This window comes from Streptomyces sp. NPDC016845 (genome assembly GCF_044332585.1).
Lineage (GTDB): Bacteria > Actinomycetota > Actinomycetes > Streptomycetales > Streptomycetaceae > Streptomyces.
In genome coordinates this window covers 1-12752 of record NZ_JBIRPI010000055.1, presented here as the reverse complement: position 1 = coordinate 12752, position 12752 = coordinate 1, and the positions used below count along the sequence as shown (strand labels likewise).

At 69.4% G+C, this 12752-nt stretch carries 9 protein-coding genes; 6 read left to right on the top strand and 3 right to left on the bottom strand.

Annotated elements, in window-relative coordinates; translation table 11 throughout:
- The first annotated feature begins 802 nt into the window (after positions 1–802).
- From ACH4RC_RS42040 to ACH4RC_RS42030, 3 genes are all read left to right on the top strand, one after another.
- Entirely contained in the window at positions 803–1003 is a 201-nt protein-coding gene (locus ACH4RC_RS42040; protein WP_398210341.1) for a hypothetical protein, read from the top strand.
- A gap of 159 nt (positions 1004–1162) precedes the next feature.
- Positions 1163–1570: a hypothetical protein gene (locus ACH4RC_RS42035; RefSeq protein ID WP_398210338.1), complete on the top strand. Its 408-nt coding sequence runs from the start codon at positions 1163–1165 to the stop codon at positions 1568–1570.
- A 1675-nt stretch (positions 1571–3245) separates the two neighbouring features.
- Positions 3246–4007 carry a hypothetical protein gene (locus tag ACH4RC_RS42030; protein ID WP_398210344.1) on the top strand — a complete coding sequence of 254 codons (762 nt, stop codon included), beginning with the start codon at positions 3246–3248 and terminating at the stop codon, positions 4005–4007.
- A gap of 262 nt (positions 4008–4269) precedes the next feature.
- Here ACH4RC_RS42030 and ACH4RC_RS42025 read toward each other — a convergent pair whose 3' ends face one another.
- Together ACH4RC_RS42025 and ACH4RC_RS42020 are read right to left on the bottom strand one after the other, a co-directional pair.
- Positions 4270–4500: a hypothetical protein gene (locus ACH4RC_RS42025; RefSeq protein WP_398210335.1), complete on the bottom strand. Its 231-nt coding sequence runs from the start codon at positions 4498–4500 to the stop codon at positions 4270–4272.
- Positions 4501–4740: 240 nt separating this feature from the next.
- On the bottom strand, positions 4741–5352 hold the full coding sequence (locus ACH4RC_RS42020) for a hypothetical protein (protein ID WP_398210332.1): 612 nt from the start codon (positions 5350–5352) through the stop codon (positions 4741–4743).
- Between the two features lie 348 nt (positions 5353–5700).
- On the opposite strand from ACH4RC_RS42020, the gene ACH4RC_RS42015 reads away from it, so the two are divergent.
- A complete protein-coding gene (locus ACH4RC_RS42015; protein ID WP_398210329.1) occupies positions 5701–7236 on the top strand; it encodes a hypothetical protein in 1536 nt (511 codons plus the stop codon).
- A gap of 806 nt (positions 7237–8042) precedes the next feature.
- Complete coding sequence (locus tag ACH4RC_RS42010; protein ID WP_398210326.1) at positions 8043–11858, top strand: DNRLRE domain-containing protein; 3816 nt, start codon at positions 8043–8045, stop codon at positions 11856–11858.
- 54 nt (positions 11859–11912) lie between these two features.
- Here the strand turns inward: ACH4RC_RS42010 and ACH4RC_RS42005 are convergent, their stop codons facing one another.
- The gene (locus tag ACH4RC_RS42005; protein ID WP_398210323.1) at positions 11913–12545 is read right to left on the bottom strand and encodes a hypothetical protein; all 633 of its coding nucleotides are present in this window, start codon (positions 12543–12545) and stop codon (positions 11913–11915) included.
- Here ACH4RC_RS42005 and ACH4RC_RS42000 point away from each other — a divergent pair.
- Positions 12534–12752 (top strand): transposase (locus ACH4RC_RS42000; protein ID WP_398210320.1); only part of this gene is annotated, 219 nt, incomplete at its 3' end. The genes ACH4RC_RS42005 and ACH4RC_RS42000 overlap by 12 nt on opposite strands.

Below are 12752 nucleotides of genomic sequence, written 5' to 3'. Positions count from 1 at the left end.
CGCCGACCAGGCGACGGCCGAACCAACGAACCTGAACACCCGTCAACCCGCCCTGACCAGCTGATCAGCGACTCCCGAACAACGGGGGAACCTCACACCGAGGGACGTACCGCCTCCCCTGCCGCCTCTTCTGCGTCGCTGGCGCACCCGCACACATAGCCGGCTTGGATTCCATGGAGCACCAATTTCGACCGGACGACGCAGAGCGCTCCTGCCAGGACCCGCCGGTCAAGGTGTCGCAAGCTCGTTCGGGATCGAGCCCGACTGTGCGAAGTCACAAAGGCACGAGGGAAGGCGACGCCGAAATGGCTACGCGACCCGGTCGACGACAAGCCCCGTAACGCGCTGGTGCGACCGCGCCTCATGACCCAGCCCCCGCCGCTGCCCACCACGCCTCATGGCCCAGCCCCCGCCGCTGCCCACCACGCCTCATGGCCCAGCCCCCGCCGCTGCCCACCACGCCGTACGAACTGCAGTGCGCCGACGGCAGGTACCCACGCGTGGAGATCGCGATCCGCCGGGCCCAGGTGCGAAATCTCCAGGCAGCGGACGCGACCGGCCTCGTCCTCGACAGCCCTGCAGCCGGCTCGCCGCCGTTGATGCTCAGTTGGAACGAGCCTGGCAGACGGCACGGGGATGATCCCTCTCGCCACGGTCATGACAGCGGGTTGTACGTTGCGGGTACGGGGCGGGGGAAGACACAGGAAACCAGCAGCCGCCGGCGGCTGAGCTGGTCGAGCGACGAGTGGAACCGTGCGGCCGCACTGTGCACGGGGCAGCTGCCGCTGGTATGGCTGGCCTGGTGGTTCGCCACGGAGGCGGGCGGGACGACTACGACCAGGGCGGCGCCTTCCTCGGCATCTTCTGCGTGCTGCTGCTCCTGCCCTTGCTCGGTTTCGCGCACGCGAGCGCGCACATCATGCCCGCCTTGACCCCGGCCCGGCTGCGGCCCCGCGCCGCCCCGGGGCGGGAGTGGCTCTGGCATCTGGCCGCGTCGTTCTGATCGGCTTGGCGTGGTCGGCGCTGGGGCGGCTGTCGTGGGGATGGCCGGTCACCGACACGCTCCCGTGGTTCGCCGGTGTCGGCGTTCTGCCGGTACTGGTCCTCGCCCGCCTGCCCGGACGCTCGCGGGGATCGTGGGGGTCTGGCTTCGTTCGGCGGCGTGAGTTTCGCCCTCTTTATCGTGCGCGGGGTGCCGGCGGCCTCGCTGGCAGGCCATTACGAACCTCCTCAGCTGTCCGCCGGGCAGCTCCTCGGGGACTGGCGCGCGACGGACGGCGGCGTGCTGAAGCCGGCCCCGGGCGGCCGGGCGGAGCTGACCCGTGTACCGGCCCACAACGACGTCGACGAAGACGGCGACTTCTCCCTGTGCGACGGGACCGGCACGTGGACACTCAAAGGAGGCAGCGACCTACGGGACACCGACCGGGATGGCGTCCTCGTACGACTCGACGGCGCGTGCGGCCAGGAAACCTACTGGACGATCGGCGGTACCGCACAAGATCCCGAGCTGTTCGTCCTGTTCGGCGACCCGGACGCCGGCGAGCTGCGCATCATGCCCCGGCCCTGAACACCTCCTCGCCACCTCGCGCGCCTGACGGACGATATGGCCGTATGGCCGGGACCGCTCACGCACCGCGGTGCGGGGCGGGCGCGGCTGCTCCTGGTGCAAGCGCTGAAGAGGCGCGCAGCCTGGGGTGAGAAGGTGGGACCGCCGGGGGCCGGGTCCGGGGCCCCTCGGCCACACGGGCCGGCGGCACCGTGTGCTGGCCGCCGCGCCCCAGCGCGGCATCTCTGAGTGCCCTCCCCCGGCACGGCATATGCCAGACCGCGGGCAGACTCCTCCCGTGGATTGTCAACGCGGTCACCTCAGCAGCGGATCTCGAACACGCACATAGGGGAAACGCGGGCAGGGGCGCCGGTTGCGCCTGTCACGGCAGCAAGACAGCGACGTCGGGGACGAAGAGTATGTGTCACCCTGCCAGGTCCGCCGACCGGATCACCGGGCGCCAGGAGGCCGGGCAGCCGCTGAGGCCGAAGGCCCCGTCGGCGCCCGGCCGCCCGTGGCAGCGCTCGCCTCCCCTGTCCGCGTCGCGTTGTCTCCTCCCCTTCCTGCCGCTGTCGAGGCCGAAAGCAGCGGGTGCCGGCCGCCGCCTGGCCGACCCGCCCGGGCGGAGGTGGGAGGCTGGCCGGACGCGGGGGCCGCCCGTGGGCGGCAGCAACCGGGAGGCGCGCGGGACTGTGGCTCCCCTGCAGTCCGCGTGTGGTGCCCTCCCCGCGCGGGGGCAGGGCTCGCGAGCGTCGCCCGGCCTGCCCGGCCACCCGCGGGGAGTGACAGGGCCAGGGCTGCGTTGTCGGCGATGCGGCCCCGGCCGGCCCAGCCTCCCGGCTCAGGACGATCAACCGCCCGCCTGCCTTGAAGAGGGCAGGCGGGCGGTCATCCCGTCGACGCCGCTGCTCCAGCGCGCGGACAACGCGAAGGCCGCAGCCGCGCAGGGCCGCCCACAGCGGCTGCCATGTCCGTGTACACGGCGCGCTGCGCACCCAGCAACAGCACCAGCCCAGGCGGGGAACGGCGGCTCGCACGTATCTCCGCTGCCACCGGACTACCAGGACAGCCGCCGCAGTTGTGGCGCCGGTGGACGCCCGTCCTCCCTACGTGGCCGCTCGTCGCCAGACTCGCCGCACCCAAAGCAGCGCTGACAACAGAAAGTGGGGAGTTCTCATGCCCGGCCCCTGGGCGGGGGCCCTTCCGTAGCGTGGCCTGTTCCTCTCTGCTGGCTCGCACGGTTGCACCAACACCTGCTGCGTCGTGGACGGCCGAACGGTCCGCCACCGGTCGGCGGCGGGTCAGGCCGTGGCGCCGCGGCGGGCGCGGAGCATCCGTCCTACGCCCCAGGCAGCCCCTAAAGGCATGGTCTGAGGCGACCGGGCTTGATCGTCCGAGGCACCGGTCGCCTCAGCGGCCCGTACGAACGCCCTCACCGACGACAGTGCCGTCATTTCCCGTGAACATCGCCGTGCGGGTTGATCGTCAACTGCTGTCGAAACCCATGGGCAAACGCTGCTGCTGAACCTGAACGAAACCACCCGGGTCAACCGCCTCCCGCTGCCGATGCGCAATCGTGACTCCGCGCCGCGCAACTGCACGCCACACCTGATGGTCAGAGAGGCACCGGAGGATTGACCTCCGGCGTCTTTCCGTGCAGATCAGCGCACGCATGAGTACAGAGATCGGGGTTCAGGTGGGGAAGAGGGTCTGGAGAGTCCTTGTGGCTGGCGGGGCGGCGGCAGTGTTCGCTGCCGTTGCGGCGGCACCGGCGGGCGCGGCCGAGGGCGGGGTGTCGTTCTCCCGCATCAAGGTGAACGGCGGCAAGCCCATCGTGATGGGCGTGGGGGCGGTCAGTGCGCCCACCTCGTTCCGTATGACGACCACCCACAAGTGGAAGTGGCCCGCGGTGTACCTGTACCGGGGCAGTGCGGGCAATGCGCTGTGGCACGCTGTCGGGACCAGCGACTGCGTCCCCGCGGGTCCGGGCGTCTGCGACTTCACCGGGTCGTTGGACTTCGACCCCCGCGTGTGGGACACGCTCAACAGCCAGGCCGGGGCCTGGAAGGTCGGGGCCAAGGTGGTGTTCTCGGGCGGAGGCGGTGACACCGACGGCACGGACCTCACGGTCTACCTGAAGCGCAACAGCCGTCTGACCGTCAACGCGGCACCCGAACCGGTGGCCAAGGGCAGGACGATCACCGTGACCGGCAAGGTCACGCGGGCCAACTGGGAGACCAAGAAGTACGTGACCTATGCGGACCGCCTGGTGAGCCTCCAGTTCAAGCCCAGCGGTTCCTCTTCCTACACCACGGTGAAGAAGGTGCACGCAAACAGCTCGGGCACCCTCAGGACAACCGTGAAGGCGAGCAAAACGGGCACCTGGCGCTGGGCCTACTACGGCAACACCACCACTGGCCCCTCGACCTCGTCCGGGGACAACGTCGTGGTGAAGTGACGACGCCCGGCTCGCTCCCCGGCTCCCTCGTATGACTGAGCGGGCAGGGGGTGAGCCGGCAGCCGGCCTCGGACACCTGATGCCCGGCGGGCGGCCGCCGTCGCCGGTGCGGCGACCGGATCGAGTCCAGGGCGGCATGGGCCGCCGCATCGGGAAATTCCGTCGTCAGCAGGCAGAGCACCACGTGATCGGTCAGCCGGCCGCCAGCCGTCGTCTCCCGCTTCGCCGCACGCTGATCATCCCGCGCCACACCAGTCTTACGTCACGGCCATTCCCCCCGCAGTGCGGCGGCAGCACCTCCGCCGCGGCCGGCGAGCAGCACCCCGGCCATCTGCACCAGGTGCTGCAGCAACGGGCCGCGGCGCTGATAGGGCACGGTCAAACCCTCCACCTGCTCAGCAAAGGTCCGCCGATCACAGCCCGGGCCGTCGCAGAACAACCGCCGCACCGACAGCCCGATCACGACCGGACGGCCGCCGACCGACGGCGGCATCGGCCAGCGTGCGGCGATAGCGACTGTGCGTCCGCGTAGAGACGCGGCCGCAGCCCGGACACGCCACCGTCAACTCGCGCGTGCACGCCGCAACAGGGACCACACCGCCCGCCGCCCACACCCGTTCCACCCGCGCCGCATCAACGTGCGGAGACACGATCCGTACGAGGTCATCACACTCGCCGACAATGCCGCCATACGTGACGGTGCGTTACCGGCGCACGGTGGCACACCCGCGCTTCACGAGAATCTTGCCAGGGCCGTGATCCCCTGTACGCCGACACACGCGGTGGAGGAGCGAAGAAGGCTGTGGCCTTGCTCGTGGGCGTGCAGCCCCTGCGCTGCAGGGTCAAACGCTTCGGCCCGCAGCGTGGCCGTCTGCATGACGGCCGCTGTGACAGCTGAGAAGCCACCGATCGGCGGCTTTCCCTGGTCCACGACGAGTTTCGATACACCGGACGGTCCGCGTCGGGGCACTCGGGCGCCTCCATCAGATCCGGAGCAGTTCAGCGCCCACTGATTCGTGGTCACCGACCCACTACGAGCCTCGCTCCGGATCCAGACAGCCAGTTGCCGCGCTCGCTCCGCGCGCTCGCCGACCAAGTGGCCTGCTAGCGGCCGGAGTTCGCCGTCCGGCTCGAGGAAGAGATCTGCCTTCCACGTCAGCGGCAGCATGTCGGCGCTGCCGTAGACGTCTCTCCAGCCGATGCGGTGTCCCGACGGCGGGCAGCAGATGTCGGCATGAGCGGAGTTGAAGAGCTCGTGGGCTTCCTCGCCACCAAGGTCAGCGTCGTGCGGCTCGCCGAGGTAACGCGAGATGAACTTGGCTGCGTTGACGCGGCCTATGGTCATGAGTCCTCCCAGACTCACGTGCGGTCGAACCCCGACCGCGCCAGGCCCCGCGCCTGGATCGACGGTAGCTGTAGATCTGCGCGCTGTCCGAGGCGCCTTCCCTCGTCGACTCCGCGGCTCATCGCGGTGCACTTACCAGAACGCGCACCCTGCAAGCAGATGGATCGCCCGCGGTGCCGAACTCCCCTTCCGGGTTCTGACCGAGCGCGAGGAAAGGAGCCTCTGTCACCGTCCGCACGACGGGCAACGCCCTCGCCACCTGGACCGAAGCCTTCGGATGGAGCCGCCAACGAGCGGTGTAGTCGCCCGTAGCCCGGTCCTGGCGCGACGGGGTGGCAGGATGACGCAGTGTCCGACTTTCTGCGTGAACTCTGGCTGCGCGGCGTCGCTTTCAACCCGGCGGCTCCCTCCGACGTACTGATACGGCTGATGGATCAAGCGGCCGGTGATCTCGGCCAGTTGATGTGCAAGGACCGCGACCTGCCCGACGCCGTCATTGACGCAGCCCTGCGACACCCCGAGTGGCGGATCCGCGGTGCGCTCGCCCGCAATCAGCACGTACATCCTTCGCGACTCGCCCCCTTGGCAACGGACCCCTCAGGACTCGTCCGCGCCCGGCTCGCCAACCCTCACCTCCGCCCCTGGCCCCGCCGGGTCCGACCGCTGCCGAACAACATCCTCCTCACCCTCCTGACCGCCCAGGACGGGGGCGAGGACGGCAGGGTCACCGCGAACGAGATCATCTGGGAGCTCGACTCGTCCCGGCAGATCCCGCTGTCCTTCTTCCGCTCCATGGCCGGCCACGAGGACCCCGCACTCCGGATACGGGCCACATGGCGGTGGGAGTCGCTCACCCGGGCGCAGCGGGCGAGGCTGCTCGACGATCCTGACCCCGCAGTCCGTGAAGCGGCGCAGGACAAGAACTGGGAGCTGGACCCGGACCGGGTGGAGGCCGAGCTGCCGTCCATCCGCCCGAGCAGCAGGCCGTCCGTGCTCGGCAGGTGCGCTCTGTCGCCCGCGCTCGTCGAGCAGTGCTTCGCGGACGACACCGTGCACCCCCTGGCCCGCAACCCCCACACTCCGGCCGACGCTGTTGCCCGGCTCGCCCGGCACCCCGAGGCGAAGGTCCGCGAGATGGTCGCGGCCCGGCCCGACCTGGGCCCGGACCTGGTGGCGGGGCTGAGGGAGGACCCGGACGAGGATGTGCGGCTGCGCGCGCGTCTGCACCCCTTCTCCCGCACCTGGGTCGAGTACGACGTGATCGACCGGGGCATCGGGCACGGTCCTGAGTGCGTCTGCCCGATCATTGAGCCGGACCCCGACCCGGCCACCGTGCCGTCGCCCGACTGGTTCGCCGCCTGCGCGGTGTCCGGGGAAGCGGTGCTCCGCCGGATTGCGGCGAGCTGGTCCGGGCTGCCCGCGGAACTCGTCGGGACACTCGCGCAGGACGACGACGAGGCGGTGCGGATCCGGCTGGCCTGCAACCACCCGTTGGCTCCGCCCCACCTCCTTCTGGACGTCTTCGTCACCCACCCGGACCACCGTGGGGACCTGCTGACGCTGCCCGGCTTCCCGCGTACCGGCCGGGCCCACCTCATCGGCCACCCGGATCCCGAGGTGCGGGCCCTGGCCGCAGCCGATCCCACCCTGCTCCAACCCCCGGTGGACGACGCCGACGAGGCGGTGCGTCGGGCCGCCGCCGCCAACCCGAGTCTGACGCCAGAAGCCCTGGAGCCCCTCCTCGCCGACCCCCGCACCGCAGAAGGCGCCGCGGCCAACCCCTCCCTCCCCGTACCCCGCATGCACGCACTCCTCGACCGCTGCCGCAACAACGCCGCCATCCCACCAACCGCGGCGGGACGCCCAGAAGCAACGCCCTCGTAGCGATCACAGACAGGGCACCTCTGCCCGCCATCAGCCGACACCGACAGGCCAGACAGGCACTTCCAAGTCTCGGCTCTGGCAAGACGCTCATCGCACTGCTGCAGCCGCAGCGGATGGGGGCGTGGCGGGTGGTGGTCTTGGTGCCGACGCTGGATCTGCTGGTGCAGACGGCGACGGCCTGGCGGCGTGATGGTGGCCGGACGGGCGCCATGGTCGAGGTGTGCCCGCTGCCTGCCAGGGACTCCGGGGTCTTCTGTGCACGACGGACGAGGCGGAGCTGGTCGACTGGGTGCGCGACCTGGACGTCCCGGGTGTCCTGCATCTGTTCCAGGATGGGGCCGGCCGCGGGATGGGGCCGGCCGCGCCCTGTTTACTCGGCACGGTCCTCAACTCCGTCCGTTGCCAGCCGACTTGCTCGGCTGTTTTTAGGTCGACGATCGGACGACGTGAACTGGGCTGCGTCTGCCATGCCTTGTCGACGCGTCCAGCGGCTGTGAGCACGTTCGAGCGGCACGGAAGGAACGCAGGACGTCTCCGCGTACGACGCCATAGCGGGCCTACCCGTAGCGCAAGGGCATGCGAGTCCACGTTCCGAGTCGGCAACCTGTGTCCGTCATGTGGATAACTCCTGTTACATACACCACGTTTGACGGAGTGGTTCCTTCCGGGGCTTGACGTGCGCAGGGCAAGTGCGAGGCGCCGCCATAACCATCCCTTTACCGGCTCTGTACCTCTGCATAGGGTCTTGCTGCGCAAACACATTCGTACATGCGTTCCATTTACGTAAGGGAAAGGACATTCTCTTCGTGTCTCGCTACAGACCTCTGGCCGTCCGGCGCCGCACCGGCGTCGTGGCCGGGGCACTACTGCTTCTGCTCGCCGAGGCGGCTCTCTCACCGGCCGACCAGGCCGCCGCGGTCCCCACCCCCAGCGGTACCGTCAAGACGGTCCAGCCCTCCGAGGCCGACATCCAGGCGTCGGACCGGGCCTGGGCCGCCGCGCATGCCAAGGGCTCACGGGCGTGGGCGCTCGCCGAGGCCGCGCGCACCGGGAAGAAGGCGGTCGTCACCGACGAGACGACGGCGACCACCTACACATCGGCCAACCCCGACGGCACCCTGACCACCGAGCTGACCGCCGGCCCGGAGCGGACCTGGCAGGACGGCAAGTGGCGCACGGTCGACGCCACCCTGACCAGGGCCGCTGACGGCAGCATCGCTGCCAAGGCGCACCCGGCCGGGCTGCGCCTTGGCGGCAAGGGCGGCACACTGCCCAAGTCCCTGCGCGCGGCGCAGGACGGCACCGCGCGCGACCTGGTCACCCTCGGCACCGGCGAGGAGCAGGTGACGCTGCAGTGGAAGGGCGGCCTGCCGGAGCCGGAGCTGAGCGGTCCGCGCGCCCGCTACCGCAACGCGGTGCCCGGCGCCGACGTCATCGTCGACGCCACCCGCACCGGCTTCGAGCAGTTCGTCGAAATCGCCGAGCGGCCTTCCGGGGCGTACTCCTACACCCTGCCCGTCGAGGCCAAGGGGCTGAGAGCGAAGGCCAACAGGGACGGATCCGTCTCCTTCGCCGACGCGGAGACCGGTGCCGCGCGCGCCACGATGCCTGCCCCGGTGATGTGGGACGCGGCCGTCGACGAGCGTTCCGGCGAACACACGCACCGGGTGCAAGTCGGCATGAAGGTCATCGACAAGGGCGAGGGCGCCTTCGACCTGGTCGTCACCCCGGACGCCGGCTTCCTCGACGACCCCAAGACGCAGTACCCGGTCACCGTCGACCCGTCCACCTCCGCGCTGACCAACACCTTCGACACCTATGTGCAGCAGGGTGAGAAGGTCGACTGGTCCACCGATGTCGAACTCGACTTCGGCAACCCGGGGACCACGAACACCGACGGCACGCCGCGCACCGCGCGCTCCTTCATCACGTGGAACACCACGCCGATCCAGGACGCGCTGATCGTCGACACCAACCTGGCGCTGTACAACTTCCACTCGGGCAACACCGACTGCTCCGCGCAGAAGTGGACCGTGTGGGACACCGGCGCCTCCTCGACCTCCTCGCGCTGGACCGCACAGCCGACGTGGAACCAGGAGTATGACTCCTCCACGCAGACCAAGGGCAACCCGGACTGCGCCGCCACCCAGCCCGACGGCTGGATCAACGCCGACGTGGACACGCTCGTGCAGTCCTGGGCCTCGGCCAAGGCGACCCGCGGCCACATGGGCCTGCGCGCCGCGACCGACGACGTCAAGGCGTGGAAGCGGGTCAACTCCGCCAACGCCACGGCCAATCAGCCCAAGCTTTCGGTGACGTACAACTACCGGCCGTCCGACGGCACGAACCGGCAGGCCGGAGCGCCGTTCAAGTCGTACGCGGGCGTGTGGGCGGTCAACACCACCACCCCGACTCTGCGGGACACCTTCACCGACCCCGACGGCGACACGGTCAATGGCACGTTCCAGGTGTACGACGCGGCCACCAACACCCCGATCACCACCCCGGCCGGTGAGGGGCTGCTCGTCTCCGACTTCGTCGCCTCCGGCAAACCTGCCTCCGTCACCGTCCCGGCCGGACAGCTCAAGGACGGAAAGACGTACAAGTTCCGTACCAACGCCTACGACGGCACGCACTACAACCTGAGCTGGTCCGGCTGGACTCAATTCGTCGTGGATACCACCGCCCCCGGCGAGCCGAAGAGCGTCACCTCGGCCACCTATCCGGAGAACTGGGGCGGTGGCGGCGCCGGCGTCGCGGGCACCTTCGACGTCACGACCGGCGACGCGTCCCCGTACGAGGTGCAGTACCGCGTCGACCCGTTCGAGGACGACGCCGCGAACTACGGCTGGTCGTCCGTGCGTACCACCACGCCGTCCGCCAGGGCCGTAGCGCCCGAAGCCTCGTACACGGCGACGCCGGCCGCTGACGGCAACCACGTGACGCAGACGCGCACCGTGGACCGCGCGGGCAACGTGGGCCCGATCAAGGACTACGGGTTCACCGCCGGCAACCGCAACTACAACCGGGCTCAGAAGGTCGACATCAAGCTGCCGCAGCCGGACCTGAGCGCCAGCGCGCCGGCCCAGGAAGAGGAACCGCATACGATCAGAACGCGCTATGTGCAGCCGACGACCCGCACCAGCGCCAACGGGCAGTCACACGTCAAGATGACGCTGCTGGAGCAGGCGTCCCCGCTGGCCACCAAGCTGGCGGCCCAGCAGCGCAGGACCCGCGCCGGCAGCATGCCTGACCCGGTCGTGGACCAGCCGTGGTGCAGCCCGGCCGCCAACGGGGCCGCGCAGAAGTCGCTGATGACGCGCACAGAGGCATGCCTGTTCTGGAGGCTGGACATCACCTGGAAGGCGTTGGAGATCCCCGGCGCCCCGGATATCACCTACGAGACGGATTTCGAGTTCCAGTTCCAGACGAAGGTCGACAAGAAGGGGGACACGATCAAGACTTGGACCCAGGTCGTCCCCCTGAAGAACACCTTCCCCGGCGGGGACCGCTCCGTGCTGTTCGGCTCCGGAGACCCCGACGCCATGCTGGACTCCATGTGCTACAGCTCCGCCTGTGACAACGGTGCCGGAAGCCAGGACATCGACTTCTACGGGAGCCTGGACTGGGATGGCGGCATGACCGGTGACATCCCCAATGACACCCATGTCGCCACCGGCACAACCACCCACAAGTGGAACGGTGACGTCACCAACGCGTCGGGCACCAAGGACAAGGACTTGTCCATCAACATGCCGACCTACCTGGTGTACGACTTCGAGTCCGACATCGACCCGCCGTCGTTCGGCAACCAGAAGCGCGACTGGCAGGACTCTCCGCCCGCCCGTGCCAACTGGCAGATCGACGTGCGCTGCGACAAGGTCTCCAGCAACGGCGCTCCGGGCTGTGTCCTGTCCGAGTACGTCCCTGAGTATAAAATCCACGCGGCGAGGTACCCGGCCGCGGCCGCGCACATCTGGCTGATCCAGAACAAGTCCAAGCCGTCCAAGGGCCTGGGCGCGAGCTGGGACAGTCCGCTCAACTACCACCCCGGGCCCTACTCCAACGGTGACCCGCGCTCGGCCTCGGGCTGGGACAAGGAAAAATCGCGCCAGGTGATGTGCGCCAAGACCCAGTCCAAGCGGACCGACGGGTGGGTCCCGAAGAAGCTATTCCTCAACCACCCGAAGACAGCCATGCACCCGGAGGTCCAGGGCGGGCCGTACCCGGACGAGATCTCCTGCGACGAATTTCCCTTCGCGGCGACCTATCAGTCACCTGGTCTTCCTGCCAACATGGACGGGCAGATGCCCGCGGGCAAAAACGGCGGCGGCGAGTGCATCCAGACCGTGGCGGCCAAGGCCGACGACGGCAGTGACCACCTCCTGGACGACACCCGCTACGACGCACCCACCTGGGACGAGACCTGCGGACGCTCCTCGATGTCGAAGTACGTCAACTCCGGCGCCATGAGCGGTTTCGGCAACAGCTTCGCCCCCGGGTTCCGTCTGCTGGACAGGGACGCCTACTGGGTCAACCCGGGCAACACCCCCGGCATGGACTGGTTCAACTCCTGTGACACAGCCAAGCCCGAAGTGCTCTGCACCATGAGCAAGCCGTAACCGACCGGAAATCACATACTGGGGCCCCGTCAGCCGGACGGGGCCCCAGTCCTGTCAGTGGGCCGGCGTCCAGTGCGGGAGGGCTTCGTCCAGCAGGGGATGCTCAGGGTTCTCCCAGATGAGACAACCCCACACCAGGCCTGGCACATCCGGGCCCATCGCATCGGCGGGCCCTTCGGTCAGGGTCCGCAGGACGGCATCCAGGTAAGCGGCGATCGAGGGGAAAGCAGGGATCGCACCGACGCCCGGCAGACTGTCCAAGCTCCACCGGCCTACACCGGCTGCCCCCACCCACTGCCCCGACTCGGCCCCCGCCTCGTCCCCGGTCAGCCACGGCACCACCGGCGCGCCTTGCCACCAGTCCCGCCCCGTCTGATCAGGCAGTCGCGAACGCAGAGCATCCACCGGCGCCATGATCACCCCGCCGGGCAGGAACGCCCCCGAACCGACCTCACCTTCCTCGTCATGTTCGATCTCCTGGTGCTCCACGCCGCCGCACAACCTCCACAACGCGGCCAGTTCGGCGGGCAGTTCGAACCCGAGGTAGCGCTGCAGCTGAGAGTTGGCAGCCTCGATATCTTGCTCGGCAACCGGAAGCAGCAGCGAAGCGTAGGAGACCGGGGCGTGCCTCTCGAGCCAGCCAGTAAGACTGCGCCAGACTTCCACGACATCCTGTTGACTCTTCATTCCGCCAATCTATGCGGCCCTGACGAGGACCAGGCCACCGGCCGCCCCGTCGCGCACGTGGCCAAGGATCTCGGCATCCATCCCGAGGCCCTGCGCGGCTGGGCCCGCCAGCGCGAGGCCGACCGCGGCCAGCGTGACGACCGGCTGACCACCGCCGAGCACGACGAGCTCAGGCAACTCCGCAAGGAGAAAGCCGAGTTGAAGCGG

Coding starts and splice junctions, on each gene's coding strand:
- ACH4RC_RS42020 (WP_398210332.1), bottom strand. CDS start 5,352: ATGACCATAGGCCGCGTCAACGCAGCCAAGTTCATCTCGCGTTACCTC.
- ACH4RC_RS42025 (WP_398210335.1), bottom strand. CDS start 4,500: ATGCCGCCGTCGGTCGGCGGCCGTCCGGTCGTGATCGGGCTGTCGGTG.
- ACH4RC_RS42005 (WP_398210323.1), bottom strand. CDS start 12,545: ATGAAGAGTCAACAGGATGTCGTGGAAGTCTGGCGCAGTCTTACTGGC.